Annotated in this window: 28 protein-coding genes; 13 read left to right on the top strand and 15 right to left on the bottom strand. The window is 70.4% G+C overall.

Annotated elements, in window-relative coordinates:
* Positions 1 to 24: 24 nt before the first annotated feature.
* Positions 25 to 1,191 carry a sensor histidine kinase gene (locus tag ACIA03_RS12500; protein WP_396982761.1) on the top strand — a complete coding sequence of 389 codons (1,167 nt, stop codon included), beginning with the start codon at positions 25 to 27 and terminating at the stop codon, positions 1,189 to 1,191.
* Positions 1,188 to 1,874: a response regulator gene (locus ACIA03_RS12495; protein ID WP_396982759.1), complete on the top strand. Its 687-nt coding sequence runs from the start codon at positions 1,188 to 1,190 to the stop codon at positions 1,872 to 1,874. The genes ACIA03_RS12500 and ACIA03_RS12495 overlap by 4 nt, the downstream gene beginning before the upstream one ends.
* Positions 1,875 to 1,878: 4 nt before the next feature.
* Here the strand turns inward: ACIA03_RS12495 and ACIA03_RS12490 are convergent, their stop codons facing one another.
* Both ACIA03_RS12490 and murI read right to left on the bottom strand, forming a co-directional pair.
* Positions 1,879 to 2,649 (bottom strand): MBL fold metallo-hydrolase, encoded by a 771-nt coding sequence (locus tag ACIA03_RS12490; RefSeq protein ID WP_396982757.1) that lies wholly within the window; start codon positions 2,647 to 2,649, stop codon positions 1,879 to 1,881.
* A complete protein-coding gene (gene murI / locus ACIA03_RS12485) occupies positions 2,646 to 3,518 on the bottom strand; it encodes a glutamate racemase (RefSeq protein ID WP_396982755.1) in 873 nt (290 codons plus the stop codon). The genes ACIA03_RS12490 and murI overlap by 4 nt, the downstream gene beginning before the upstream one ends.
* Positions 3,519 to 3,636: 118 nt before the next feature.
* Here murI and ACIA03_RS12480 point away from each other — a divergent pair, with 118 nt between their 5' ends.
* From ACIA03_RS12480 to ACIA03_RS12465, 4 genes are all read left to right on the top strand, one after another.
* Positions 3,637 to 4,635 carry an alkaline phosphatase family protein gene (locus tag ACIA03_RS12480; RefSeq protein ID WP_396982753.1) on the top strand — a complete coding sequence of 333 codons (999 nt, stop codon included), beginning with the start codon at positions 3,637 to 3,639 and terminating at the stop codon, positions 4,633 to 4,635.
* Between the two features lie 42 nt (positions 4,636 to 4,677).
* On the top strand, positions 4,678 to 5,715 hold the full coding sequence (locus tag ACIA03_RS12475) for an alkaline phosphatase family protein (RefSeq protein WP_396982751.1): 1,038 nt from the start codon (positions 4,678 to 4,680) through the stop codon (positions 5,713 to 5,715).
* 77 nt (positions 5,716 to 5,792) lie between these two features.
* Positions 5,793 to 7,025, top strand: coding sequence for an FAD-dependent monooxygenase (locus ACIA03_RS12470; protein ID WP_396982749.1), 1,233 nt, complete (start codon positions 5,793 to 5,795; stop codon positions 7,023 to 7,025).
* 30 nt (positions 7,026 to 7,055) lie between these two features.
* Entirely contained in the window at positions 7,056 to 7,385 is a 330-nt protein-coding gene (locus tag ACIA03_RS12465) for a hypothetical protein (protein WP_396982747.1), read from the top strand.
* A 7-nt stretch (positions 7,386 to 7,392) separates the two neighbouring features.
* On the opposite strand, the gene ACIA03_RS12460 is transcribed toward ACIA03_RS12465, so the two are convergent.
* From ACIA03_RS12460 to clpS, 7 genes are all read right to left on the bottom strand, one after another.
* Positions 7,393 to 7,689 carry an addiction module antidote protein gene (locus tag ACIA03_RS12460; protein WP_396982745.1) on the bottom strand — a complete coding sequence of 99 codons (297 nt, stop codon included), beginning with the start codon at positions 7,687 to 7,689 and terminating at the stop codon, positions 7,393 to 7,395.
* Positions 7,679 to 8,002: a type II toxin-antitoxin system RelE/ParE family toxin gene (locus ACIA03_RS12455; protein WP_396982743.1), complete on the bottom strand. Its 324-nt coding sequence runs from the start codon at positions 8,000 to 8,002 to the stop codon at positions 7,679 to 7,681. Before ACIA03_RS12455 ends, ACIA03_RS12460 begins: the two co-directional genes overlap by 11 nt.
* Before the next feature lie 176 nt (positions 8,003 to 8,178).
* A complete protein-coding gene (locus tag ACIA03_RS12450; protein WP_396982741.1) occupies positions 8,179 to 9,126 on the bottom strand; it encodes a PLP-dependent cysteine synthase family protein in 948 nt (315 codons plus the stop codon).
* Between the two features lie 72 nt (positions 9,127 to 9,198).
* Positions 9,199 to 9,477, bottom strand: a complete 279-nt coding sequence (locus tag ACIA03_RS12445) for a MoaD family protein (protein ID WP_396982739.1) — start codon at positions 9,475 to 9,477, stop codon at positions 9,199 to 9,201.
* A 32-nt stretch (positions 9,478 to 9,509) separates the two neighbouring features.
* Positions 9,510 to 9,950: a Mov34/MPN/PAD-1 family protein gene (locus tag ACIA03_RS12440; RefSeq protein ID WP_378834372.1), complete on the bottom strand. Its 441-nt coding sequence runs from the start codon at positions 9,948 to 9,950 to the stop codon at positions 9,510 to 9,512.
* Positions 9,951 to 10,035: 85 nt separating this feature from the next.
* Entirely contained in the window at positions 10,036 to 10,626 is a 591-nt protein-coding gene (locus tag ACIA03_RS12435) for a DUF2017 domain-containing protein (RefSeq protein WP_396982737.1), read from the bottom strand.
* Positions 10,626 to 10,919 (bottom strand): ATP-dependent Clp protease adapter ClpS, encoded by a 294-nt coding sequence (clpS, locus tag ACIA03_RS12430; RefSeq protein WP_201451084.1) that lies wholly within the window; start codon positions 10,917 to 10,919, stop codon positions 10,626 to 10,628. The genes ACIA03_RS12435 and clpS overlap by 1 nt, the downstream gene beginning before the upstream one ends.
* A gap of 108 nt (positions 10,920 to 11,027) precedes the next feature.
* On the opposite strand from clpS, the gene ACIA03_RS12425 reads away from it, so the two are divergent.
* The 3 genes from ACIA03_RS12425 (at position 11,028) to ACIA03_RS12415 (ending at position 14,307) form a co-directional block, all read left to right on the top strand.
* Positions 11,028 to 12,320 carry a nicotinate phosphoribosyltransferase gene (locus ACIA03_RS12425; RefSeq protein WP_396982736.1) on the top strand — a complete coding sequence of 431 codons (1,293 nt, stop codon included), beginning with the start codon at positions 11,028 to 11,030 and terminating at the stop codon, positions 12,318 to 12,320.
* A gap of 111 nt (positions 12,321 to 12,431) precedes the next feature.
* Positions 12,432 to 13,007, top strand: coding sequence for an isochorismatase family protein (locus tag ACIA03_RS12420; protein ID WP_396982734.1), 576 nt, complete (start codon positions 12,432 to 12,434; stop codon positions 13,005 to 13,007).
* A gap of 55 nt (positions 13,008 to 13,062) precedes the next feature.
* On the top strand, positions 13,063 to 14,307 hold the full coding sequence (locus tag ACIA03_RS12415) for an MFS transporter (protein ID WP_396982733.1): 1,245 nt from the start codon (positions 13,063 to 13,065) through the stop codon (positions 14,305 to 14,307).
* Positions 14,308 to 14,312: 5 nt separating this feature from the next.
* On the opposite strand, the gene ACIA03_RS12410 is transcribed toward ACIA03_RS12415, so the two are convergent.
* Positions 14,313 to 14,912, bottom strand: coding sequence for a TetR/AcrR family transcriptional regulator (locus tag ACIA03_RS12410; protein WP_396982731.1), 600 nt, complete (start codon positions 14,910 to 14,912; stop codon positions 14,313 to 14,315).
* A 60-nt stretch (positions 14,913 to 14,972) separates the two neighbouring features.
* On the opposite strand from ACIA03_RS12410, the gene ACIA03_RS12405 reads away from it, so the two are divergent.
* The 3 genes from ACIA03_RS12405 (at position 14,973) to ACIA03_RS12395 (ending at position 18,452) form a co-directional block, all read left to right on the top strand.
* The gene (locus tag ACIA03_RS12405; RefSeq protein ID WP_396982729.1) at positions 14,973 to 15,911 is read left to right on the top strand and encodes a patatin-like phospholipase family protein; all 939 of its coding nucleotides are present in this window, start codon (positions 14,973 to 14,975) and stop codon (positions 15,909 to 15,911) included.
* Entirely contained in the window at positions 15,908 to 17,389 is a 1,482-nt protein-coding gene (locus ACIA03_RS12400; RefSeq protein ID WP_396982727.1) for a flavin-containing monooxygenase, read from the top strand. The genes ACIA03_RS12405 and ACIA03_RS12400 overlap by 4 nt, the downstream gene beginning before the upstream one ends.
* Before the next feature lie 268 nt (positions 17,390 to 17,657).
* Positions 17,658 to 18,452: a LuxR C-terminal-related transcriptional regulator gene (locus ACIA03_RS12395; RefSeq protein ID WP_396982725.1), complete on the top strand. Its 795-nt coding sequence runs from the start codon at positions 17,658 to 17,660 to the stop codon at positions 18,450 to 18,452.
* A gap of 36 nt (positions 18,453 to 18,488) precedes the next feature.
* Here the strand turns inward: ACIA03_RS12395 and ACIA03_RS12390 are convergent, their stop codons facing one another.
* Positions 18,489 to 19,028 (bottom strand): DUF1697 domain-containing protein, encoded by a 540-nt coding sequence (locus tag ACIA03_RS12390; RefSeq protein WP_396982723.1) that lies wholly within the window; start codon positions 19,026 to 19,028, stop codon positions 18,489 to 18,491.
* A 59-nt stretch (positions 19,029 to 19,087) separates the two neighbouring features.
* On the opposite strand from ACIA03_RS12390, the gene ACIA03_RS12385 reads away from it, so the two are divergent.
* Positions 19,088 to 19,513, top strand: coding sequence for a MarR family winged helix-turn-helix transcriptional regulator (locus ACIA03_RS12385; RefSeq protein WP_396982721.1), 426 nt, complete (start codon positions 19,088 to 19,090; stop codon positions 19,511 to 19,513).
* Here ACIA03_RS12385 and ACIA03_RS12380 read toward each other — a convergent pair.
* From ACIA03_RS12380 to ACIA03_RS12365, 4 genes are read right to left on the bottom strand one after another with little or no spacing between them, the layout of a single operon-like run.
* Positions 19,510 to 20,241 carry a copper homeostasis protein CutC gene (locus tag ACIA03_RS12380; protein ID WP_396982718.1) on the bottom strand — a complete coding sequence of 244 codons (732 nt, stop codon included), beginning with the start codon at positions 20,239 to 20,241 and terminating at the stop codon, positions 19,510 to 19,512. The two genes, ACIA03_RS12385 and ACIA03_RS12380, sit on opposite strands and share 4 nt — an antisense overlap.
* On the bottom strand, positions 20,238 to 21,749 hold the full coding sequence (locus ACIA03_RS12375) for a M81 family metallopeptidase (protein ID WP_396982716.1): 1,512 nt from the start codon (positions 21,747 to 21,749) through the stop codon (positions 20,238 to 20,240). Before ACIA03_RS12375 ends, ACIA03_RS12380 begins: the two co-directional genes overlap by 4 nt.
* Positions 21,746 to 23,527 (bottom strand): DEAD/DEAH box helicase, encoded by a 1,782-nt coding sequence (locus tag ACIA03_RS12370; RefSeq protein ID WP_396982714.1) that lies wholly within the window; start codon positions 23,525 to 23,527, stop codon positions 21,746 to 21,748. Before ACIA03_RS12370 ends, ACIA03_RS12375 begins: the two co-directional genes overlap by 4 nt.
* A complete protein-coding gene (locus ACIA03_RS12365; RefSeq protein ID WP_091049166.1) occupies positions 23,524 to 23,802 on the bottom strand; it encodes a DUF3039 domain-containing protein in 279 nt (92 codons plus the stop codon). The genes ACIA03_RS12370 and ACIA03_RS12365 overlap by 4 nt, the downstream gene beginning before the upstream one ends.
* Between the last annotated feature and the right edge of the window lie 9 nt (positions 23,803 to 23,811).

Genomic DNA, 23,811 nt, shown 5'->3' with positions numbered 1-23,811 from the left:
CCTTCGGTGACTAGCGTGTACGCCGTGCAGCAACTGTCGCCCGAGGCCTATCAGCCCCGTCTGAGTGTGTGGGGACACGTCTGGCGATATCTCGCTGCACTGGCGATCAGCGCCCTCGGGTTGACCTCCAGCGTCGGCGGATGGCCCGACTGGCGTTTCGCGCTCGACATCGGGCTGGGCGTCGTCTGTCTGGTCCTGGTGTTCTGGCGCCGCCGATGGCCGGTCGCGATCGCCACGTTCACGACCATCGCCGGGGCGGTCTCGCTCGTCTCCGCCGGCGCCTCCGCGCTCGCGCTCGTCTCCTTGGCGACCCGTCGTCGCTGGCGCGAGATCATCCCGATCTCGCTGCTCAGCCTGGGTGCGGGCATGTTCTGGTTCGCATTCATGGACACCTCCACGTCCTCCGACGACCTGACGCCGGCCGTCGCCATGTGGGGCCTCAACGTCGGTGTCAACGTGGCGGTTGTCGCCGCTCTGGTGGCATGGGGCATGTACATCGGCTCACGGCGTGAGCTGATCGCGACGCTCCGGCTGCGCGCCGAGACCGCCGAGGCCGAGCAGGCGCTGCGTGTCTCGCAGGCCCGCGAGACCGAGCGCCGGCGGATCGCCCGCGAGATGCACGACGTGCTCGCCCACCGCATCTCCCACATCTCCATGCAGGCCGGAGCCCTCGCCTACCGCGAGGACCTCTCCGCCGACGAGGTCCGGGGCGAGGTCGGCACCATCCGCGACGGCGCGCACCGGGCCCTCGATGACCTCCGGACCGTGCTCGGTGTGCTGCGCGGCAACGGCGAGGACCCCGAGACCGCGCCCCAGCCGACGTACGCCGACATCGGCCGCCTCGTCGAGGAGGCCCGCGCGGGCGGCATGAACATCACCTTCGAGGACGACGTCGAAGGCTCGCCGCCGGAGGCGGTCGGACGGTCGATCTACCGGGTCGTGCAGGAAGGCATCACCAACTCCCGCAAGCACGCCCCGGGAGCCCTGCTGCAGGTCGCGCTGCGTGGCTCCGAGGAGCACGGCATCGACGTCGACCTGCGCAACCGCCTCGGCTTCGACTCGAACACGCCCGGCGCCGGCCTGGGCCTGGTCGGGCTCACCGAGCGCGTCGACCTCGCGGGCGGGCGGCTCGCGCACCGTACGGAAAAGGATGTCTTCATCCTCGAAGCATGGCTACCGTGGGGCCAGTGAGCAGCCCAGGGACCACTCCAGAGATTCCGGCCAAGATCAAGGTGGGGATCGTCGACGACGACCCGCTCGTCCGCTCGGCGCTCGGGCTGATGCTCGGTGGCCAGGCCGACATCGAGGTCGTCGGCGAGGCGACCGACGGTCAGGAGGCGCTCGCCCTGGTGCGTACGTCCGCCCCTGACGTGGTGCTGATGGACATCCGGATGCCGCGGATCAACGGGCTCGAGGCGACCCGGCGCCTGATGACCGAGCCCCAGAAGCCACGCGTCATCGTGCTGACCACCTTCGGTGCCGACGAGTACGTCGTCGACGCGCTCGGCGCCGGTGCCGACGGGTTCCTGCTCAAGGACACCCCGCCGCCCGAGATCGTCGCGGCGATCCGCGCGGTCGCCACGGGCGAGCCGATCCTCTCCCCCAAGGCCACCCGCACCCTGATCACCCGGCTCCGTGCCGAGCCGACCGGCGAGCGCGCCGCCGCCGCCGGGCGCCGCCTCGAGGCGCTCACCGAGCGCGAGCACGAGGTCGCGCTCGCCGTCGGGCGCGGGCTGAGCAACGCCGAGATCGCCAAGGAGCTCTACCTCTCCATCCCGACCGTCAAGGCGCACGTCTCGCGGCTGTTCGACAAGCTCGGCGCCACCAACCGCGTCCAGATCGCGATCACCGTCCACGACGCCGGGCTGGTCTGATCGGTCAGACCGTGTAGACCGCGCCGGTGGCCGCCAGCTCGGTCGGCCCGTCGTACGTCGAGCGCGCCTCACGGAGCGCATCGGCGGGGTCGTGCCACGGCGGGACGTGGGTGACGACCAGCTTCTTCACATGAGCCTTGGTGGCGTACTCGCCCGCGTGGACGCCGGTGATGTGGACCCCGGGAGGGTTCTCGACACCGTCACGGAAGGCGGCCTCGCACACGAACAGGTCGGCATCGGTGGCGATGTCGAGCAGCGCCTCGGTCTCGGCGGTGTCGCCGCTGTAGGCGATGACCTTGCCGTGCGCCTCGATCCGCAGCCCGAACGCATCGACCGGATGCACCACGGCCGTCGGCGTGACCACGAACGGGCCGAGGTGGATCGGCCCGGTGTAGGTCGAGAACGCGAACTCCTCGCGCATCCCGGGACGCTTGGGCAGGTCGTAGGCCTTCGCCAGCCGCCGGCCGGTGCCCTTGGGGCCGTAGACCGGGATCGGCGGCTGCGGGCCGGTCGGGTGCCACTTGCGGAGGACGTAGTAGGAGGTCATGTCGACGCAGTGGTCGGCGTGCAGGTGCGAGAGCAGGACCGCGTCGATCAGCAGTGGGTCGACGTAGCGCTGCAGGACGCCGAGCGCGCCGTTGCCCATGTCGAGCACGATCCGCCAGGTCCGCCCGGTCGAGTCGTCGGCCTCGACGAGGTAGCAGGACGCGGGGCTCTCGGGCCCGGGATAGGAGCCCGAGCACCCGATGACGGTCAGCCGCATCCCGAACGTCATCCCCGCCACCTTGAACCCAGCCCTCCGGCGAACTGCTGGGCGGCCGCGAGCTCGGGGCCGAGGAAGCGGGCGCCGATCGCCTTGAACTCGGCCGGGTTGCCGGTGGTCAGGAACGTGTAGGTGGGCTCACCGCTCTCGCGCATGAGGTCGTTCTCGGCGAGGACGCGGTAGACGTCCTTCGCCGACTCCTCGGCGCTGCTGACCAGCGTCACGTTGTCGCCCATCACATAGGAGATCACACCAGTCAGGAGCGGATAGTGGGTGCACCCGAGGATCAGCGTGTCGACCCCGGCGCTGGTCAGCGGGTCCAGATATTCGTGCGCGGCGGCGAGGAGCTCGTCGCCGCCGGTGATGCCGGCCTCGACGAAGGGCACGAACCGGGGGCACGCCCGGGTGTGCAGCGAGACGTGGGGCGCGGCGGCGAAGGCGTCGTCGTAGGCCATCGACTCGGCCGTCGCGTGGGTGCAGATGACCCCGATACGGCCGGTTCGGGAGGCGGCGACGGCACGACGGGTCGCCGGCAGGATCACCTCGACGACGGGCAGCGGCTTGTAGCGCTCACGGGCGTCACGGAGCATCGCGGCCGAGGCCGAGTTGCAGGCGATGACCACGGCCTTCACGCCCTGCTCGACAAGATGGTCGAGGCACTCCAGGGCGTACTCGCGCACCTCGGCGATCGGCTTGGGGCCGTAGGGCGCGCGGGCGGTGTCGCCGAGGTACAGGATCGACTCGTGGGCGAGCTGGTCGATCACCGACCGCGCGACGGTGAGACCACCGAAGCCCGAGTCGAAGATCCCGATCGGGGCATCGCGGTCGGGCTGGGCTGAACCCAGGGGCGAGGGCGAACCCAGGGACGAGACGGACTGCACGATCGTCAAGGCTAGGCCCAAACGCCGCCACTTCGCAGTGCTGGGGGTCACTCGAGACATACCCGAGATCCATCTCACGTTCATGATCAGGGCCCGAAACTGTTGTTAACGTCCGGTTATGACGTTTTCTCGACGGTCGCTGGTGCTGATGGTCCTGATGGCCCTGTTGGGCGTGACCTTCGCGATGGTCGAGCTGCCCGGACGGCCCGCGCAGGCGGCGACGACGAAGCGAGTGCTCGCGATCTCCGTCGACGGGCTCAGCGTGACCGCCATCGAGAGGCTCGGCCCGGGACACCTGCCCAACATCTATCGGCTGATGCGTGGCGGTGCCTCGACCCGCGAGGCGCGCAGCGAGTACGAGCAGAGCGTCACTCTCCCCAACCACACCTCGATGGTCACCAGCCGCCGGATCACCCGCTCCGCCCACGGCCACGGGGTCACCTGGAACACCGACCGGTCCTGGATGACGGTGCAGGAGGCCGCCGGGCATCCGGTCTCCTCGGTCTTCAGCGAGGTCGGGCGTGCCCGCCGGAGCAGCGCCCTGTTCGCCTCGAAGTCGAAGTTCGGCCTCTTCGACCGCTCGTGGCCCTCGATCGGCCGGTTCGTGCTCGACGGCGACGCCGACCTCGTCGACCGAGCCGCCCGCGATCTGACCGAGAAGAAGCGCGCCTTCACCTTCGTCCACCTCGGCTCCCCCGACCACTACGGCCACCGCGACGGCGGGATGAGCGCGGCCTACCGCGCCTCGGTGATCCGCACCGACGCCCGCATCGGCAGGCTGCTGAAGGCCATCGACTCCTCCAGCGCGCTCAAGGGGTCGACGTACGTCATTCTCACGGCCGACCACGGCTTCAAGGCCGGCGCCACCGACCACAGCGCCCACCTCTACGCCAACTACCGGATCCCGTTCGTGGTGTGGGGCCCCGGGGTCGCCCGTGGCGCCTCGCTCTACCGGCTCAACCCCGACTACCGCGCGCCCGGGACCACCCGGCCGACGTACGACGGCAGGCAGCCGATCCGCAACGGCGACCTCGGCAACCTGGCCCTCGATCTGCTCGGCCTGGGCCCCATCCCCGGCAGCACTCTGAACTCAACTCAGTCACTGGACATTCGCTGAGCGTTCGCCCGGGGTGTCATCGGGTTCACTTAGGGTGTGCCGGTGCGTCGCCTCTTCCCACTTCTCTCCCTCGGCATCTTCCTGGTCGTCGTGCTCGTCGTGGCGCTCACCGCGCTCCCCGACCGTGACGGTGCCGGTGCCGGTGGCGGTGGCGGTGGCGACCGTGCCGAGCGCAAGGCCGACCAGACCGACCGGAAGGTGCTCGCGATCTCGATCGACGGGCTCAACCCGGACGCGCTGGCCGAGCTCGGCCCGGCGAAGACGCCGAACATCCACCGGCTGCTCGACGAGGGCGCCTCGACGCTCAACGCCCGCACGGCCTACGAGAAGAACATCACCCTGCCCAACCACACCGGCATGGTCACCAGCGACCCGATCGACGCCGACGCCGGCGGCCACGGGGTCACCTGGAACGTCGGCGACCCGGCGAAGTCGATCGACCCGGACGAGGACTCGATGTTCACCGTCGCCCACGAGGCCGGGCTCAGCACGGGCGTCTTCGTGACCAAGCAGAAGTTCGAGCTGTGGCAGCGGGCCTGGGAGGACGACATCGACGTGTTCGTGCCGATCGACGACCACGCCAAGCTGGTCCCGGAGGCGGTCGAGGACCTCGCCGACGAGCAGCGGGACCTCACCTTCGTACATCTCTCGCTTCCCGACGTCGCTGGGCACAAGTCGGGCGGGATGTCGCCGGACTACCTCGACGCCGTCGAAGAGTCCGACAAGGAGGTCGGTGAGTTCTTGAAGGTCATCGACGAGGACGCCGACCTGAAGAAGGACCTCGACGTCATGCTCACCGCCGACCACGGCTTCAAGCCGGGCATCACCAACCACTCCGAGAAGGTCTACGAGAACTACCGGATCCCGTTCGTCGTGTGGGGCCCGGACGCCGGCGCCGGCACGGACCTCTACGAGCTCAACACCGACGACTACCGCGACCCCGGCAAGGGCCGCCCCGACTACGAGGGCCCGCAGCCCATCCGCAACGCCGACCTCGGCAACCTGGCCCTGGACCTGCTCGGCCTCGGCCCCATCGAGACCAGCGACATCGACAAGGAGCAGACGCTCGACGTCAAGTGAGTCGGTAACCGAGTGCTGAGCTTGTCGAGACCACCACAAGGAAACGCAACCCTGAGGTACGTTCGCAACGTAACCGCGTGAAGGGAGCGTTGATGTCGGTCGGCCGGATCGCTCGGGCCGCGTTGCGCAGGGACCGCCGCCTGCGGGTCACGATCATCGGCGCCGGAATCGGTGGCCTGACCCTCGCGATCGAGCTGCTCCGTCAGGGCATCGATGTCGAGGTGTACGAAGCCGCGACCGATCCGCACCCGACCGGGGAGGCCGTGCTGCTCCCGGCCAACGCGACCAGGCTCCTCGAACGCATCGGGCTCGGGCCTGGGCTCGCCGAGGTCTCGGCGACCGTCGACGGGCTGGTCTGGCGCGACGGCCACACCGGCGCCGCGATCGGCCGGGTGCTCTCGGCGACCGAGTACGCCGCCCGAGCAGGCGCTCCCTGCTACGGCATCCGCCACGTCGACCTGCACGCGCTCCTCACCGAGGCGTTCGGCGCCGACGGGCTCCACCTCGGCCACCGGCTGGTCGGGCTCACCGACTCCGGCGACGGTCCCGTCGCGCTGGAGTTCGCCGGCGGCGGGACGGTCGAGGCCGACCTGGTCATCGGTGCCGACGGCGCCCGCTCGATGCTGCGCGACCACGTCGTCGGCTACGACGACGCCCAGTTCTCCGGCTGCGTCGCCTGGCGTGGGATCGTGCCGCGCTCGCGTCTCACCCTGCTCCCCGACCCCGATCGCCTGCAGCTGTGGCTCGGGGCCGACGGCCATCTGATGCACCATCCGGTCGGCGACGGCGACCATGCGTTCCTGCTGGTCAGGCGGCAGCTCGGGCCCTGGGTGCCGGACTCGTGGTCCTGGCCGGCCGACCCGGACGAGCACGTCCACGCGTACGCCGGCTGGCATCCGGCCCTCGTCCAGATGGTCTCGGCGGCGTCCGGCGCGGAGCGCTGGGGACTCTTCCACCGGCCGCCGCTGACCACCTGGTCGCGCGGCCGGGTCACGCTGCTCGGCGACGCCGCCCACCTGATGCTCCCCCACCACGGCCAGGGTGCCGCCCAGGCGATCGAGGATGCGATCGTCCTGGCCGACTGCCTCGCCTCCGACGACGACCGGGACCGCGCCCGCACCACCTACGAGGTACGCCGCCGCGACCGCACCCGCCGGATCCAGGTCGCCTCGCTGGCCGCCGCCGACGTCCTCCACCTCCCCGACGGTCCGCGCGCCCAGGCCCGCAACAAGCGGCTCGGGTCACCCGACGCGTACGACCGCCATCTCTCCTGGATCCACGAGCACGACATGGCCGACGTCGGCCCGTAACCCCGCGGCCCGCTGCCGCGTTGGCCCAGAGTGGGAGCCATCCTCGGAAGCAACGGGATCGTGGCGCTCGGCATCTGGGCGATGTACGCATCCGCCGTCGCCGTGGCGCTGGTCCAGCTCGTCGCCACGCCCGAGGCCGACCGTCCCCTCGCCCCCGGCAGCCCCGCCGCCCTCATCGAGAAGCACGACTGCTGGAGCGCCGAGGCCCCACGCGACATGGCCGGCAAGCTGCCCGGCCACGCCATCGTCGCCACCGGCTCCGACCCGCGCTACGTCGACGCCCATCTCACCGGCAAGGCTCTCGACCAGGTCTTCGGCGGCGAGGACCACGGCCTCGTCGTCTACGCCTTCTGCCGCTGACCTGCCTCTACGCGACGGCGTGCAGCTCGAACCGGAGTCCGAGCGCGTTCGTCACCTTGAGGATCGTCGACCAGGTAGGGTTGCCGTCCGCGGACAGCGCCTTGTAGAGACCGTCGCGGCTCATTCCGACCCGACGAGCGAGCTCGCTCATGTTCTGTGACCTCGCAATCACGCCGAGGGCGCGAGGCACCGCCGTCGGGTCCTCCGCCGAGTCCTCGAGGGCGATCTCGAGATATGCGGCGATGTCATCGAGGCCGTCCACGTAGTCGGCAGCGTCGAAGCGCTGGTACTTCTCATTCGCCATCGTGCTGAGCGTCCTTGTCTGCGTGCCACTCTTCGGCCAGAGCATGCGCGTTCGCGATGTCCTCGCTCTGCGTGGACTTGTCGCCTCCACAGAGCAACAGGATCAGCTTCTCACCGTCTTGTAGGTAGTAGACCCGGTAGCCCGGGCCATAAGTCAGCCGCATCTCGGATATGCCATGGCCAACTGGCTTCACATCGCCGGGGTTGCCGTGAGCAAGCCGGTCGACGCGCGCGACGATGCGCAGGCGGGCCCGGCGGGCCCTCAGCTTCCTCAGCCATCTGTCGAAGTCGCCGGTCCTGACGACCTCGATCATCTGTCGACTATATCTGACACTCGAAGCGAACCCAACCAACCATCCATGATCAAGCCGCCCCTGCCATCCGTCCAGAACACCTCGACCGTCAAGGCATCCGGGACGCTAGCCGCGCCCACCGACAATTTGAGAGCGCTGGGGCAGGCGGCCGCTCGAAGCGGCAGATCTACTTGAGATCAGGCCCAGAGTTGGCCCTCGAGGCCTTCCTCGGCTTCGTCGATGGTGCCCTCGTAGGCTCCGGTGGAGAGGTACTTCCAACCCCCGTCGGCGACGACGAAGGCGATGTCGGCCTTCTCACCGGCCTGGAGGGACTTGGCGGCCTGGGCGAGGGCGGCGTGGAGGATGGCGCCGGTGGAGATGCCGGAGAAGATGCCCTCGAGCTCCAACAGCTCACGGACGCGGCGGACGGCGTCGCGGGGGCCGACGGAGAAGCGGGCGTCGATGAGGGAGGCGTCGTAGAGCTCGGGGACGAAGCCCTCGTCGAGGTTGCGCAGGCCGTAGACGAGCTCGCCGTAGCGCGGCTCGGCGGCCACGATGCGTACGTCCGGCTTGGCGGAGCGGAAGTAGCGGCCGACGCCCATCAGCGTGCCGGTGGTGCCGAGACCCGCGACGAAGTGGGTGATCGAGGGGAGGTCGGCGAGGAGCTCGGGACCGGTGCCCTCCTCATGCGCGAGGGCGTTGGCGGTGTTGCCGTACTGGTAGAGCATCTCCCAGTCGGGGTGCTCGGCGGCCAGCCGCTTGGCGACCCGGACGGCCTCGTTGGAGCCACCGGCGGCGGGTGAGGAGACGATCTCGGCGCCCCACATCCGCAGCAGCTGGCGCCGCTCCTCGGAGGTGTTCTCGGGCATCACGCACACGATCCGGTAGCCCTTGAGCTTGGCCGCCATGGCCAGCGAGATCCCGGTGTTGCCGGAGGTCGGCTCCAGGATCGTGCAGCCCGGGCGGAGCCTGCCGTCCTTCTCGGCCTCCTCGACCATGCGAAGAGCCGGGCGGTCCTTGATCGAGCCGGTGGGGTTCCGGTCCTCGAGCTTGGCCCACAGACGTACGTCGGGCGAGGGCGAGAGGCGGGGCAGGCCCACCAGTGGAGTGCCACCGACCGACGCCAGCAGGTTGTCGTAGCGCATGGGTCTATCGTCCCATCAGGTAGCGAGTGGTCACCCATTCGCGCTGGGTGACCACTCGAGGAGAATCGGTGACTACTCGGCGCCGCCGGCGACGGCGGGGAGGACGACGACCTGGTCGCCGTCCTTGAGCTCGGCCTCGAGGCCGCCGATGAAACGTACGTCCTCGTCGTTGATGTAGACGTTGACGAAGCGGCGCAGGTCACCGTTGTCGATGAGGCGCTCCTTGATGCCGGAGTGGTTCGCCTCGAGGTCGTCGATGAGGGCGCTCAGGGTCGCACCGTCGGCGCTGACTGCCTTCTCACCGGCGGTGTAGGTGCGGAGGATGGTCGGGATCTTGACCTCGATGGCCATGGGTTCTCCTAGCTGGATGTTTCTTGGGCGCGTCACGACAACGTCGCGACGATGCTGATTTCTTCCTCGGTGACGTTGCCGTCGACGATGCGGAATGATCGAAACTCGACCGGGCCGTCGTCGTTTCCCCCATCGGTGAAACAGTCGCGGGTGCTGACCAGCACGTAGTGCGCGTTCGGCTCCATCGCCAGTCCGATGTCGGTGCGCGAGGGGTAGGCCTCGGTGGCCGTGTGGGAGTGGTAGACGATCACCGGCTCCTCGTCGTTCGCGTCCATCTCCTTGTAGAGCTGGAGCAGATCGGTCGAGTCGAACTCGTAGAAGGTCGGCGAGCCGGCGGCGTTGATCATCTCGATGAACCGCTCCGGCCGGTCGGACCCCTCAGGGCCCGCGACGATCCCGCACGCCTCGTCGGGATGGTCGCGCTTCGCGTGGGCGACGATCGCGTCGTACGTCGCCTGGTCGATGGTCAGCACGGGATCAGCCTAGGCGGGCCGAGCAGCGAAGACGCACATGACCGGGTGCCGGACACCGTCACGGTCGAGGACCGCGATGGTGTATTCAGGACGCCGCCCACAGCGCTTCGACGATGGTCTCCTGCAGGATCCCGACCCACTGGTAGATCCCGTAGACCTGGCCGGCGGGGTCGTCGTCGGGCAGCGAGTCCCAGAAGTCCTCGTCGCCCTCCTCGACCCCGAGCCGGGTCGCGAGCGCCAGCCGGATGTCGGTGAATGAGCGCATCCACGCCTCGGCGTCGGGGATCGGGAGCTCGACGTCGATGACCAGCCCGTCCTCGTCGAGCTCGGGCGGGAGCCCGGCCTCCTCGAGGGAGTCGATGATCGTCGAGGCGGCCCGCGCCTTGCCGTCACGCAGCCCGCCCTCGGTGAACCGCCGGAACTCCCCGGCCGCCTCTTCGTCGTTCCCGTAGGCGGAGGGGAAGAGCCGCTTCAGCACCGGGTCCTCGGGCTCGGTGGTCGGTCCGGAGAAGTCGAGCAGCGCCTCGAGCGGATCATCGCTCTCGGCAGGTGCGGCGACCTCGTTGCGCAGCAGCTCGACGAGCTGGGAGGCCAGCGACCGGAGCAGGTCGGCCTCGAACCCGGAGAAGGTCGCGATGATCTGCTTGCTGCGGCGGTGGTAGCTGAACCCGCCCATCACTCCTGCTTCTCCAAGGTCGCCCAGAGACCATATTCGTGCATCGCCTGCACGTCGCGCTCCATCTCCTCGCGCGACCCGGAGGAGACCGCCGACTTGCCGTCGTTGTGCACCTCCATCATCAGCTTCTCCGACTTCTTCTTGGAGTAGCCGAAGTACTTCTGGAAGACGAACGTGACGTACGACATCAGGTTGACCGGGTCGTTCCAGACGATGGTCACCCATGGCGTCGAGGGGGCGACGACGTCGTCGATCTCCGGCTCGTCGAGCTCCACGGGGCTTGGCGCGCTCATGAGAACCATCGTGCCACGTATGCGTCGGCGGACTCGATACCGCACTCCAAGTTGGTCTGTTGCGCGCGGGCACGCTCATGACTGCGCCGTTGGTGCCACGATGTGCCCGTGGACTCGACAGCGGACTCGACCGCGCTCCTGACAGATCACTACGAGCTGACCATGCTCCAGGCCGCCCTGAAGGCGGGCACCGCGGAGCGCCGTGCCGTCTTCGAGCTGTTCCCCCGGCGGCTGGCCGGCGGGCGGCGCTACGGCGTGGTCGCCGGGGTCGGCCGGGCACTCGACGCGATCGAGGCCTTCCGCTTCGAATCCGAGCAGCTGGCGATCCTCGAGGACGTCGTCGACGGCCGGACACTGGAGTGGCTGGCGGGCTACCGCTTCACCGGCGACATCTGGGGGTACGCCGAGGGCGAGACCTTCTTCCCGCAGTCGCCGCTGGTCGTGGTCGAGGCCAGCTTCGCCGAGGCGGTCGTCCTGGAGACGGTGCTGCTCTCGATCTACAACCACGACTCGGCCATCGCCACCGCGGCGTCCCGGATGACGCTCGCCGCGGGCGAGCGTCCGTGCATCGAGATGGGCTCGCGCCGCACCCACGAAGCGGCCGCGATCGCCGCCGCCCGCGCGGCCTACGTGGCCGGCTTCACCGCCACCTCCAACCTCGCCGCCCGGGCCCGCTTCGGCGTACCCACCACCGGCACCTCGGCGCACGCCTTCACCCTCCTGCACGACACCGAGGAGCAGGCCTTCCAGGCCCAGGTCGCCTCCCTCGGCAAGGGCACCACGCTGCTGGTGGACACCTACGACATCGCCGAGGCGGTGGCGAAGGCGGTCGAGATCGCCGGTCCCGAGCTCGGTGCCGTGCGGATCGACTCCGGCGACCTGGGGCTGCTCGCCCATGACGTACGCCGCCAGCTCGACGCCCTCGGCGCCACCGGGACGAAGATCATCGTGACCAGCGACCTGGACGAGTACGCCATCGCCGCGCTCGCCGCCGCCCCGGTCGACGGCTACGGCGTCGGCACCCAGCTGGTCACCGGTTCCGGCCACCCGACCGCCGGCTTCGTCTACAAGCTGGTGGCCCGCGAGGGCGCCTCCGGCGACCTCGAGCCGGTCGCCAAGAAGAGCGCGTCCAAGACCTCGATCGGCGGCCGGAAGTACGCCCTGCGCCGCCGCAACCGCAAGGATGTCGCCGACGCCGAGGTGATCGGCATCGGCGCCGCTCCCGAGGGCGACAACAACGACCGTCCCCTCCTCAGCCAGCTCGTGCGCAAGGGCGAGGTCGTCGGCCGCGAGCCCCTCGACGCGGCCCGCGACCGCCACCGGGCCTCGGTCGCCGAGCTCCCGGTCATCGCCCACTCGCTCCTCAAGGGCGATCCGGCGATCCCGACGCTGTTCGTCTGACGGTTCGTCTAGGTATGCAGGTCAACCGTCACATCCCACGTGGAACTCCGCATGGGATGTGACGGCTCAACTGCATACCTAGACGAACCGCCACCGTTTAGGCTGGCGAGCATGACGCGCGCACTGATCGTGGTCGACGTACAGAACGACTTCTGCGAGGGCGGGTCCCTGCCGGTCGACGGCGGGGCCCGGGTGGCCTACGACATCGGTCAGCTGCTGCGTGAGCGGGCGGCGAGCAAGGAGCCGGAGCAGACGTACGGGCTGGTCGTGGCAACCAAAGACCACCACATCGACCCGGGCGACCACTTCGGCAACCCGCCCGACTACGTCAGCTCGTGGCCGGCGCACTGCATCGTGGGCACCGACGGCGAGGCCTTCCACCCCAACCTCGACCCGGTCACCTTCGACGAGATCTTCCGCAAGGGCGAGTACGCAGCGGCCTACTCCGGCTTCGAGGGTGTGGCCACCGGCGGCGCCACCCTGACCGACTGGCTCCGTGCCCACGGGGTGGAGGAGGTCGACGTGTGCGGGCTGGCGACCGACTACTGCGTACGTGCCACCGCGCTCGACGCACGGGCCGCCGGTTTCCACACCAGGCTGCTCGCCGGTCTGGCCGCCGGCGTCGCCCCGGCGACCAGCGCAGACGCCATCGAGGAGATGCGGGCGGCCGGGATAACGGTCTCGTGACGGAAATCAGAATTTTGGGCAGATAGAAATCCCACGAAGGTCTATTGTCTCTCGAATGGCTCGGATCTCGGCGACAGCCCCCCTTCGCGAACCCCACTTCCGCTGGTTCTTCGCCTCCCGCTCGATCAACCTGGTGGGCAACTTCATGGCGCCCGTCGCCCTGGCCTTCGCCGTCCTCGAGGTGAGTGACGCGCCGATCGCCATCGGCGCCGTCCTCGCGGCCCGCACCATCCCGATGATCGTCTTCATGCTCATCGGCGGCGTTCTCGCCGACCGGATGGGCCGGGCCCGGATCCTGTTCGTCTCCAACCTCGTCTCCGGTCTGAGCCAGGCCGTCGTCGCCGTCCTGGTCATCGCCGGTGTCGCCGAGCTGTGGCACCTGATCGCGCTCTCCGCGCTCAACGGCATCGTCTCCGCCGCCGGACTTCCCGCCCAGCAGGGCATCATCCCGCTCGTGGTGCCGCGCACCATGCTGCAGGAGGCCAACGTGCTGATGTCGCTGACCCGGGCGGTCGTCGCGGTCGCCGGCCCCGGCACCGCCGGCCTGCTCGTCCTCACCGTCGGTGCGGGATGGGCGCTCGCGCTCGACGCAGCCACCTGGATCATCGCCGCGCTGTTGTTGCTGCCGGTCAAGCTCAGCGGGTCGGTCAGCAAGGCCTCGGTCGTCGGCGACCTGCGCCTCGGCTGGGACTACTTCCGCACCACCAGCTGGCTGTGGCTCTGCGTCGGCGCCGCGACGATGCTCAACGCGCTCTACGAAGGCGGACTGCTCACCCTCGGCCCGCAGCGCGCCGAGGGCTCATCGCTGGGCGCGGGCGGCTGGGGCCTGATCCTGACCTTCCAGGGCATCGGCGTGCTCGCCGCGACAATCGTGCTGATGAAGGTTCGGCTGGAGCGACCGCTGTTCTACGGGATGCTCGGCATGGCCCTGTTCGGCCTGCCGATCGCGGCGCTCGGCTTCTCCACCGAGCTCGCCGTGCTGCTGCCCGCCGCCGCCCTCTCCGGCGCCGGCATCCAGGTCTTCAGCCTCGGCTGGCAGCTGTCGATGCAGGAGAACGTTCCCAGCGACCTGCTCTCCCGGGCGTCCTCCTACGACCAGCTCGGCACCTATATCGCCATCCCCGTCGGGCAGCTGGCGATGGGGCCGTTGGCTGCGGCGTACGGGATCGAGAACATCCTCGCCATCGCCGGCATCGCCTACGTCCTGATCTCCCTCGCCACGCTGCTGAGCCCGGCCGTACGCGGCCTGAACCGGGCCTCCTTCCCCTCTCCCGAGCGCAACGGCGCCCCGGCCCACTAGGACCGCTAGCCCCGGGCTGCACCCTCCAGCAGCGACCGCAGCAGGTCGACCAGGCTGGCGACCGAGAGGTCTGGGTCGAAGGCGCGCTGGACGCCGAGCCCGATGCCGAGGGAGAGCAGCCGGACAGCGGCGTCCTCGGCCGGTGAGGGCAGCGTGAGCCCGAGGTCGGCGGCCTGCTGCTCGAGCAGACCGGCGACAGCCGCGGTGAGCTCGCGACGCCGGGAGGCCAGCTGCTGACTCACGCCCGGGACCCGGCGGGTGCTGGTCGCGAACTCGACCTCGAGCGCGGTCCAGCCGACGTCGCCGATGTTGGCCTCGGCCCAGGCCGCGAAGGCGTCGATCCGGTCCTCGACGGTCTCGACCCCCTCGACCGCACGCGCGAGCGACAGCGCCCGCTCCTGATGGATCACGTCGAGGACGGCGAGGCCGAGCTCGTGCTTGGTGGAGAAGTTCGAGTAGACCGCACCCTTCGAGAAGCCCGCCTCGGTGGCGACCTTGTCGAGCGAGGTCGCGTTGTAGCCGTCCGAGAGGAACAGGCGGTGGGCGGTCCGGACGAGGCGCTCCCGCGTCTGCGCGTGCGACTCCTTGCGCGTGATCCGACCCACGGGCCAGATCCTAGCAGTTCGACCTACCGCCGGTATTCAAATACCGTTAGTATCCGAATCATGACGCATCGACGCGCCCTCGCCATCGGCTGCGGCGGCACCCTCGGGTTCGCCTGGACGGCCGTCGCCCTCCGTGCGCTCGAGGAGGCCCTCGACTGGGACGCCCGCACGGCCGCCGTCCTCATCGGCACCTCCGCGGGCTCGGAGGTCGTCGCGGCCCTCGGCTCCGGCCGTTCGCCGCAGGACCTGCTCGACGCCCTCGACGGGACACCGGGTGCCGACCCCGTCCTGGCGGCCCACGTCGCCGCCCACCCCGGCAAGGTGCCACCGGTGCCGGCTCCCGCGCTGCCCGCGCTCGGCCTGGTCCGCCCCGGTGTCCACCGCCGCTCGCCCTACAGCGCGCTGGCCGGGCTGCTCCCCCGCGGTCGCGGCGACGCCGGCTGGCTGAGGACGTACGGCAACGCGCTGGCCGACTCCGACGGCTGGGTGGCGCACCCCGCGACCTGGCTGGTCGCGGCGGACACGGCCACCGGCGAGCGGGTGGCGTTCGGCTCCGACGGTGCCCCTGCGGCCACCCTGGGTGCGGCGGTCGCCGCCTCCTGGGCGATCCCCGGCTGGTTCCCACCGGTCGAGATCGCGGGCCGTCGCTACGTCGACGGCGGCGCCGTCTCCTCCGTCTCGGCCGACCTCCTCCTCGGCCAGGCGGTCGACGAGGTCGTCGTGGTCGCTCCGATGACCAGCGCGGGCGGCGCCCGCGCCCGTGGACTCGACCGGATCGAGCGCATGCTGCGCTCCCAGATGACCGCCGTGCTCGACCGTGAGGTCGCACGGCTCCGGGCGGCCGGGATGCGGGTGATCCGGGTCGAGCCCGGTCCCGAGGAGCTCGCCGCCATGGGCCCCAACTTCATGGACCTCGGCCGACGCGAGGCCACCCTCGCCGCGGCCCGCCGTCACGTCCCGGGCCGCGTCGCGGCCGCCCTCGAAGGAGCAACCGCATGAACACGCATCACGAGGTCGTCGTCATCGGCGCCGGCATCTCCGGCATCGCCGCCGCGATCAAGCTGCGCGAGGCAGGCGTCGAGGACGTTGTCATCCTGGAGAAGGCCGACACCTACGGTGGCACCTGGCGGGCCAACACCTATCCGGGATGCGCCTGCGACGTACCGTCGAACCTCTACTCGTTCTCCTTCGCGCCCAACAGCGACTGGTCACGGGTCTACGGCAACCAGCCGGAGATCCTCGCCTACATCGACGGCGTCGCCCGCGACCGTGGCCTCGAGGAGATCACCCGGTTCGGTGTCGAGGTCCTCGGCGCGTCCTGGGACGCCGAGACCGCGACGTGGCTGCTCCACACAAGCGACGGCGGGATCGGCGCGCGCTTCATCGTTGCCGCCGCCGGCCCGTGGAACGAGCCGAAGATCCCGGATCTGCCCGGCCTGGCCGACTTCCCCGGCGAGGTCTGGCACTCGGCCCGGTGGAACCACGCCTTCGACCTCGACGGCAGGCGGGTCGCCGTGATCGGCACCGGTGCGTCCGCCGTCCAGTTCGTACCCCAGATCCAGAAGCAGGTCGACGCGCTGCACCTCTTCCAGCGCACCGCGCACTGGGTGCTCCCCAAGGTCGACCATCCCGTGCCGGACGCGGAGAAGTGGGTCAAGCGCCACGCGCCCTTCTTCGAGAAGGCGCTCGGCGCGATCGAGTACGCCGCGATGGAGACCGTCGGCCTCGCCTTCCACCACCCCAAGCCGCTGATGCACGGGCTCCAGCGGATCGGCCAGGCCTACCTGCGCGCCGCCGTCCGCGACCAGGAGCTGCGCGCCAAGCTGACGCCCGACTACCTGCTCGGCTGCAAGCGGATCCTCTTCTCCAACAACTACCTCCAGTCGCTGACGAAGCCGAACGTCGAGGTGCACGCGACCGGCGTCGAGCGGGTCGACGGCACGAGCGTGGTCGGCTCCGACGGCAGCACGGCTGACGTCGACGCGATCATCCTCGGCACCGGCTTCCACATCCTCGACATGCCCGTCGCCGACCTGATCCGCGGAGCAGACGGCCGGACGCTCGCCGAGCACTGGGCCGGCTCCCCCGAGGCCTACCAGGGCACCTCGGTCGCCGGCTTCCCCAACGCGTTCGTGGTGCTCGGCCCGAGCCTCGGCACCGGCCACGGCTCGGCCTTCGCCGTCGCCGAGTCGCAGGTGGCGATGATCACCGACGCCATCACGACCGCCCGCTCACAGGGCTGGACCCGGCTCGAGGTGAGCCCACAGGCCCAGGCGGCGTACGTCGAGGAGGTGCAGGCCGCCCTCGCCGGCACGGCCTACAGCGGCGCGTCGTGCCACAGCTACTTCATCGACGCCAACGGCCGCAACAGCTTCTCCTGGCCGTGGTCCACCGGCGAGCTGGTCCGCCGGATCAGCCGCTTCGAACCCGCCGACTTCGAGATCGAGATCGACGAGACCACGGAGGTCCCCGCATGACGCGCTATCCCGACATCGACCTCGATGGCGCTCTCGTCGTCATCACCGGCGCCGCCCGCGGCATCGGCCTCGCCGCCAACGGCGCTCCGCTCGTTCCCGAGCGGATGATGCGCCTGATCCGCCGCGCTCACCCGAGTCGACGGCAACGTACGCCGCACCTATCTCGATCGCATCGAGGTGCAGTAGGGGATCAGGTCGGGCCTTTGGTCCCATAAGTCGGGCCTTGCGTACGGTCACGCCGGGGCTCGGCGACATCAGGATGGTGTCCATGGCAACCACCCCCGCGACCGACATCCCGGACAGGACCCGGCCTCGAGCCATGACGATCACAGCGAGCTCCCGGCCCCGACGGACCTCGGTCGGCAACCGCGTAGCCATCGTCGAACCGCATCCGGTGCTCGGCGAAGCCCTCGAGCTGGCTCTGTCGATGCATCGCTTCGACGCTCGCCTCCTGCCCGCGTCCTCGGATCACGGGAGCGCGTCGGCGCTCACCGCGCATATCGTGCGCTCTCGTGCGGGCATCGTGATCCTGGGCTCGACCCTGGACGCAGGTGATCCGTGGCTGGCGACGGTCGCGCCGCTGACGCGCGCGGGGATCGACGTGATCGTCCTGACGTCGACCACCGACCCTGCCTGTTGGGGACAGGCGCTGCGTCGGGGTGCTCGGGCGGTGGTGCCGAAGTCTCGGCCGCTCAACGATCTCATCTCCATCGTGCGGCGCCTCGCGGAGGGGCTGCGCGTGCTCGACGTACACGAACGCGAAGAGCTCATCGCACACGCCGTGCGCCGCGATGCCGCGCTCGCGGGACTCCGCGAGCGCTTCGAGCGCCTCTCTGCCCGGGAGTCAGAGGTCCTGGAGCACATCATGAACGGACTCACCGTGTCCGAGATCGCCGCGCTCAACTACGTCTCGCCCGCCACGGTCCGCACCCAGGTCAAGTCCATCCTGAGCAAGCTCGAGGTCACCTCGCAGATCGCCGCGGTGGGCGCCGCGCATCGTCTGGGATGGCGTCCACCGAGGACTCCCGACCATCAGGCTCGTCCGCTACCGGCAGCCGGATGACGAATCGGCCATCCACGGCGAAGGGTGGCTCGAGGCTCAGGCCCACTTGTCGGCGAGGGTGCGGATCACGTTGAGGTTGCGGTTGGTGCTGGTGGAGATGTGACGCTCGACGACGGCGTTGGTGATCTTCGTCTGCTGGAAGCTCTCGGTGAGCAGGTGCACGGCCCGGCCGATGACGTAGACCCGCTCGCCCTCTCCGGCCCTGGCGACCAGGGCCTCCCTGGAGCTGGGGTCGCTGTGGTCCTTGCACAGGAACACGAACTGCCTGCCCTCGTGGCCCTCCCCGACCGCCGCGGCGTCGTTGGCGATCACCTTGAGCTCGGCAGGCGTGATGCAGATCGTCGGCACCTCGAAGAAGCGGTCGGCCGCGAAGGCCTCCTCCAGGATCGCCTCCATCTCGGCCCGGTCGCCGACCGGGTGGTCGAAGCGTACGTTGCCGGTGTTGATGTAGGTCTCGACGTTCGTTCCGCCGGCCCTCACCACAGCGGCGGCGATCGCCTGCTTGGGGAACTTCCGGGTCGCACCGAGGTTGATGGCGCGCAGGAACGCGATCCAGGTGTGCCGTTCCGTAGTCATTCTCAGATAGTCTCCACCCGTTCAACGCGCCGCAACCCCCCAACACTGGATTCCGATCGATGCCTTCGAAGACCCTGGACCTCTCCAGCGACCTGGTCGTCAACGCGGCGCGTCTCATGCGCCTCGTCCGCCGCGCCCTTGACCTTCCGGCGAGCGTCCGGGTGCTCACGATCCTGGACGCGATAGGGCCGCTCGGGATCACCGATCTGGCCCGCGCCGACGGCTGCTCGCAGCCGACCATGTCTGCCCAGATCGCCCAGCTGGTCGAGACCGGTCTGGTCAGCAAGGAGCCCAACCCCGCCGATGCGCGGGCGAGCCTGGTGACGCTGACCGACGCCGGTCGCGCCGACCTGGCCGAGGTGCGTGAGCGCATCTCCCACCTCATCGCGGAGCGGCTGGAATCGTGCAACCGCACCGAGGCTGACCTCGAGGCCGCCGTCGCCGTGCTGCGTGACCTGGTCGAGGGCGACTCCCCGACCGCCTAGGCGAGGGCCGCGACCGCGGCGGCAACCACGGCGGGGTCGGTCACCCAGTGACCGCCGTCGTCGGCGACGCCCAGGGCCACCCGGCCGGCGGCGACGACCCGTCGCTTCGCGGACAGATGTACGCCCTCGACGCCGAGCGCCGCGAGCGTACCGATCGCGTCGACCGTCACCCCTCCGCCGGCCAGCACGTCCGGCGCTCCGACCGCGACCATCTCGGCGATCGTCGCCGCACCCGCGGCCGCGGCGGGGGCGCCTCCCGAGGTGAGCACCCGATCGACCACACCGTCCAGCGCCCGGATCGCCGCGACCGGGTCGGGGCAGAGGTCGATGGCCCGGTGGAACGTCACCGTCGCCTCGTACGCAGCGGCAGCATCGGCCAGCGCCCGGACCAGCTCCACGTCGGGCTCCCCGTGCGGAGTGAGCGCGCCGATCACGATGCCGTCGGCCCCGGCGTCGAGGATCATCTCGGCCTCTCGCTCCAGGAGCTGGCGCTCCGCCACGGAGTAGCCGAAGCCTCCTGGCCGTGGCCGGACGAGCACGTGGACGCCCTGCCAGCCGTCATCGGCGTCGACGCCACCGACCTCGTCGAGGACGGCCTCGACCAGCCCCTGCGAGGGGGTGACACCGCCGATCTCGAGGGCCGAGCAGAGCTCGACCCGGGTGGCCCCGGCCGAGCGCGCGGTGAGCGCTCCTTCCACCGAGGTCACCGCGATCTCGAGCGCGGTCATCGTGCCGCCCCCGAGGCCGGGACCAGCACGGCCGCCGGAGTGAAGGCGAAGCCGGTGTCGAACGGATACATCGGCCGCTGGATCCGCCGGTGGCCGAGGCGGAGCAGGTCCTGATCGACCCCTCCGGGCGTCAGCGCGAGCACCCAGTCGGCGGCGATCTCGAAGAGCTCGGGCTCGAGGTAGCCGATCTTCACCACCAGCACGTCCACCTCGCGTGGCGAGATCCCGAGCGTGGTGAAGTCCGACTCCAGGTGGTAGGGCCGCCGCGCCCGGGTGACGACCACGTCGACGCCGCCGACCCGCACAACCGTCTCCAGGTTGCCCGGCGCGGTGTCGGCGTAGCCCTCGGTCGTCTCGACGACCGCGAGCACCTCCCCCACCAGCCGCACCGGACCCTCCAGCCGGGAGTCGACCCGGGCGCCGACCTCGACGTCGACGCGCGCCCCGACCCCGGCCCGCGCGATCGCCTCGGCGCCCTCGGCGTCCGGGATCGAGGCGTAGACGAGTCGCTTCCCGCTCCGCCTCAGTCCCTCGTCCTCGAGCAGACGCGCGAGGGACCAGGTGACGTCACCGGCCCCGCCGGCGGTCGGGTTGTCGCCGGAGTCGGAGATGACGTACGGGGTGACGGGGCTGGCGGCCGCGAGCCGGAGCGCCTCCTCGAGCGGGGCGGTGGGCGCGACGAACTCGAACTCCTCGTGGCGCTCCCAGATCTCCTCGGCGAGCGCCGCGCACTCGCGCAGGCACACCTCGGCGGAGTCGCCGGTCACCATCACGACCGCATGGTTGCGCGGCTCGTCCGCCCAGGGATAGCCGACCCAGTAGGCGGCGTCGACCACGCCGTCGAGGCCGGCGACCTCCGCCACCCGCCGGTAGAGCGAGGCGGCCGGCTCGAGCCGCGTCGAGGTCTTCTCCCCCGGCAGCAGCACCGGCACCATCGCCCATGCCTTGGCCGGCTTGCGCGCCCCGACCGGCAGCGCGAGCCGGTCCAGCAGGTTGCGTACGGCCCGTTCCTTCGTCTCCAGCCAGTCCTCGTGCGGCGCCGTCCGGTAGCAGGTGAGCAGGTCGAGCGCCTCGGCGAAGCGCGGCGAGACGTTGCCGTGCAGGTCCATCCCCGTCGAGATCAGTACGTCACCCCCGACCGCCTCCCGGACCGCGACCGCGAGATCGCCCTCGAGGTCGTCGAGGCCCACCGCGGAGGCGGCCCCGTGCAGGTCGAGCACGATCCCGTCGAGCGGCCGCTCCGTGTGGGCCGCGGTCAGGCCGGAGACGATCTCGGTCTTCATCGCGAGGTAGTCGGAGAGTGGGATCGCCCCTCCGGGGATCCCGCGGGCCTGCATCACCGGCACCCAGTCGGCAGCCTCGGCCAGGGAGCCACCGGCGGCCCAGAACGGCCGTGCGTCCAGGATCTCCTGTCCGCGCTTGGGGGCCAGCATCCCGGTCGTGGTCAGCGCCGGCGAGAACGTCGACGCCTCCAGACTGATCCCCGCGATCCCGACCCGTGGTCTCACGCCGAGCCTCGGGCCGCCCACTCGCGCAGGGTGTCGATGCGCGCCCTCAGCTGGTCGGCGTTGGCGACCGCAGCGGGCGGACCGCCACACTCCTTGCGGAGCCGGTTGTGGGTGACGCCGTGGGGCGCCTTGGTGCGGTGGTGCCAGGCGGCGACCAGGCCGTTGAGCTCGCGGCGGAGCACCGCGAGCTGCTCGTGGGCGGCGACCGCGGCGACGGGCTCGTCGGCCGCGACCGGTGCCGCGGCGGACCTCTGCTTGCGGGCCCGGTCGCTCTGCCGCTGCTGGAGCAGGGTCTTCATCTGGTCGGCGTCGAGCAGCCCCGGGATGCCGAGGAAGTCCATCTCCTCCTCCGAGCCGACGTGCACCTCCCCTGAGTGACCGAACTCGCCGCCGTCGAAGAGCACCCGGTCGAAGCGCGCCTCCGAACCCATGGCCTCCCAGGCTCCGAGCTCCTCCTCCGAGGCACCCTCCTCGGCGTTGGCCGCGGCCATCAGCGCGTCCTCCGCGGCGAACAAATCGTCTTCACCGGTGACCGTCCGACCTAGTACGTGGTCGCGCTGCAGCTCGAGCTCGGAGGCGAAGCCGAGCAGGTTGGGCACCGACGGCAGGAAGACCGAGGCGGTCTCGCCACGCGTACGAGCACGGACGAAGCGCCCCACCGCCTGGGCGAAGAACAGCGGCGTCGAGGTCGTGGTCGCGTAGACCCCGACCGCGAGCCGGGGCACGTCGACGCCCTCGGAGACCATCCGGACCGCGACCATCCAGCGGTCGTCGGACTCGGCGAACTTGGCGATCTTCTTCGAGCCGGCCTTCTCGTCGGAGAGGACGACCGTGGCCGACTCCCCCGTGATCGACTTGATCGTCTTGGCGTAGGAGCGCGCCGAGTCCTGGTCGGTCGCAATCACGAGCCCGCCCGCGTCCGGCACATGGCGCCGCACCTCGGTCAGCCGCTTGTCGGCGGCCGCGAGCACCGACGGGATCCAGGATCCGGCCGGGTCGAGCGCGGTCCGCAGCGCCTGCGAGGTCAGGTCCTTGGTCAGCGGCTCGCCGAGGTGGGCGGCGATCTCGTCGCCGGCCCGGGTGCGCCACTGCATCTGTCCCGAGTAGGCCATGAACAGCACCGGCCGGACGACGTGGTCACGCAGCGCCTCCGCATAGCCGTAGGTGTAGTCGGCCGCCGAGCGCGGGATGCCGTCCTCGCCGGGTGCGTAGGTGACGAACGGGATCGGGTTCGTGTCGGAGCGGAACGGCGTCCCGGTCAGCGCCAGCCGGCGAGCGGCCGGCTCGAAGGCCTCCCGGACCCCGTCGCCCCACGACAGCGCGTCGCCCGCGTGGTGGACCTCGTCGAGGATCACCAGCGTCTTGAAGCGCTCGGTGCGGATCCGCATCGCGAGCGGGTTGACCGCGACACCCGCGTACGTCACCGCGATCCCGACGTAGTCGGCCGAGGTCTTGCCCTGCCCGGCCGAGTAGGTCGGGTCGATCGGGATGCCCGCCCGCGCGGCCGCCTCGGCCCACTGCACCTTGAGGTGCTCGGTAGGCGCGACGATGGTGACCCGGTCGACCAGGCGGCGGCCGAGGAGCTCGGCTGCGACGGTCAGCGCGAAGGTCGTCTTGCCGGCGCCGGGCGTCGCCACGGCGAGGAAGTCACGGGGATGGTCGGTGAGGTAGGCGTTCAGCGCCTCCTGCTGCCAAGCACGGAGCTTGGTCGCAGTGCCCCACGCGGCCTTGTTGGGCCACGCCGGTGTGAGTGCGCCAGGAAGGTCGGCGCGACTCACTCGTCGTCGCCCTCGCCACCGCCTGGCGGCATCCCCTCGAAGATCTCCTTGCAGTCGGGGCAGACCGGGAACTTGGACCCGTCGCGGCTCGGCACCCACACCTTGCCGCACAGCGCGACCACGGGAGTGCCCATGACCATCGCCTCGGTCAGCTTGTCCTTCTCCACGTAGTGGGAGTAGCGGTCGTGGTCACCCTCCTCGGTGGGGACGTCCTGCTCGCGGATGTCCTCCCGTTCCTTGACGGCTTCTTTCGTGCCGAATCCCAGGATGCCCATGACCCCAAC

Source organism: Nocardioides sp. NPDC051685 (assembly GCF_044453405.1).
Classification (GTDB): Bacteria; Actinomycetota; Actinomycetes; order Propionibacteriales; family Nocardioidaceae; genus Nocardioides.
Note: the sequence above shows the minus strand (reverse complement) of the source record. Positions and strands in the feature narration are given on the sequence as shown.

Excerpts from the sequence above, each read along its gene's own strand:
- ACIA03_RS12390 (WP_396982723.1), bottom strand. The coding sequence starts at position 19,028 with ATGACTACGGAACGGCACACCTGGATCGCGTTCCTGCGCGCCATCAAC.
- clpS (WP_201451084.1), bottom strand. The coding sequence starts at position 10,919 with ATGAGCGCGCCAAGCCCCGTGGAGCTCGACGAGCCGGAGATCGACGAC.
- ACIA03_RS12415 (WP_396982733.1), top strand. The coding sequence starts at position 13,063 with ATGGCTCGGATCTCGGCGACAGCCCCCCTTCGCGAACCCCACTTCCGC.
- ACIA03_RS12480 (WP_396982753.1), top strand. The coding sequence starts at position 3,637 with ATGACGTTTTCTCGACGGTCGCTGGTGCTGATGGTCCTGATGGCCCTG.
- ACIA03_RS12445 (WP_396982739.1), bottom strand. The coding sequence starts at position 9,477 with ATGGCCATCGAGGTCAAGATCCCGACCATCCTCCGCACCTACACCGCC.
- ACIA03_RS12490 (WP_396982757.1), bottom strand. The coding sequence starts at position 2,649 with ATGACGTTCGGGATGCGGCTGACCGTCATCGGGTGCTCGGGCTCCTAT.
- ACIA03_RS12450 (WP_396982741.1), bottom strand. The coding sequence starts at position 9,126 with ATGCGCTACGACAACCTGCTGGCGTCGGTCGGTGGCACTCCACTGGTG.
- ACIA03_RS12385 (WP_396982721.1), top strand. The coding sequence starts at position 19,088 with ATGCCTTCGAAGACCCTGGACCTCTCCAGCGACCTGGTCGTCAACGCG.
- ACIA03_RS12435 (WP_396982737.1), bottom strand. The coding sequence starts at position 10,626 with ATGGGCGGGTTCAGCTACCACCGCCGCAGCAAGCAGATCATCGCGACC.
- ACIA03_RS12400 (WP_396982727.1), top strand. The coding sequence starts at position 15,908 with ATGAACACGCATCACGAGGTCGTCGTCATCGGCGCCGGCATCTCCGGC.
- ACIA03_RS12455 (WP_396982743.1), bottom strand. The coding sequence starts at position 8,002 with ATGATCGAGGTCGTCAGGACCGGCGACTTCGACAGATGGCTGAGGAAG.
- ACIA03_RS12395 (WP_396982725.1), top strand. The coding sequence starts at position 17,658 with ATGGCAACCACCCCCGCGACCGACATCCCGGACAGGACCCGGCCTCGA.
- ACIA03_RS12460 (WP_396982745.1), bottom strand. The coding sequence starts at position 7,689 with ATGGCGAATGAGAAGTACCAGCGCTTCGACGCTGCCGACTACGTGGAC.
- ACIA03_RS12405 (WP_396982729.1), top strand. The coding sequence starts at position 14,973 with ATGACGCATCGACGCGCCCTCGCCATCGGCTGCGGCGGCACCCTCGGG.
- ACIA03_RS12420 (WP_396982734.1), top strand. The coding sequence starts at position 12,432 with ATGACGCGCGCACTGATCGTGGTCGACGTACAGAACGACTTCTGCGAG.
- ACIA03_RS12380 (WP_396982718.1), bottom strand. The coding sequence starts at position 20,241 with ATGACCGCGCTCGAGATCGCGGTGACCTCGGTGGAAGGAGCGCTCACC.
- ACIA03_RS12365 (WP_091049166.1), bottom strand. The coding sequence starts at position 23,802 with ATGGGCATCCTGGGATTCGGCACGAAAGAAGCCGTCAAGGAACGGGAG.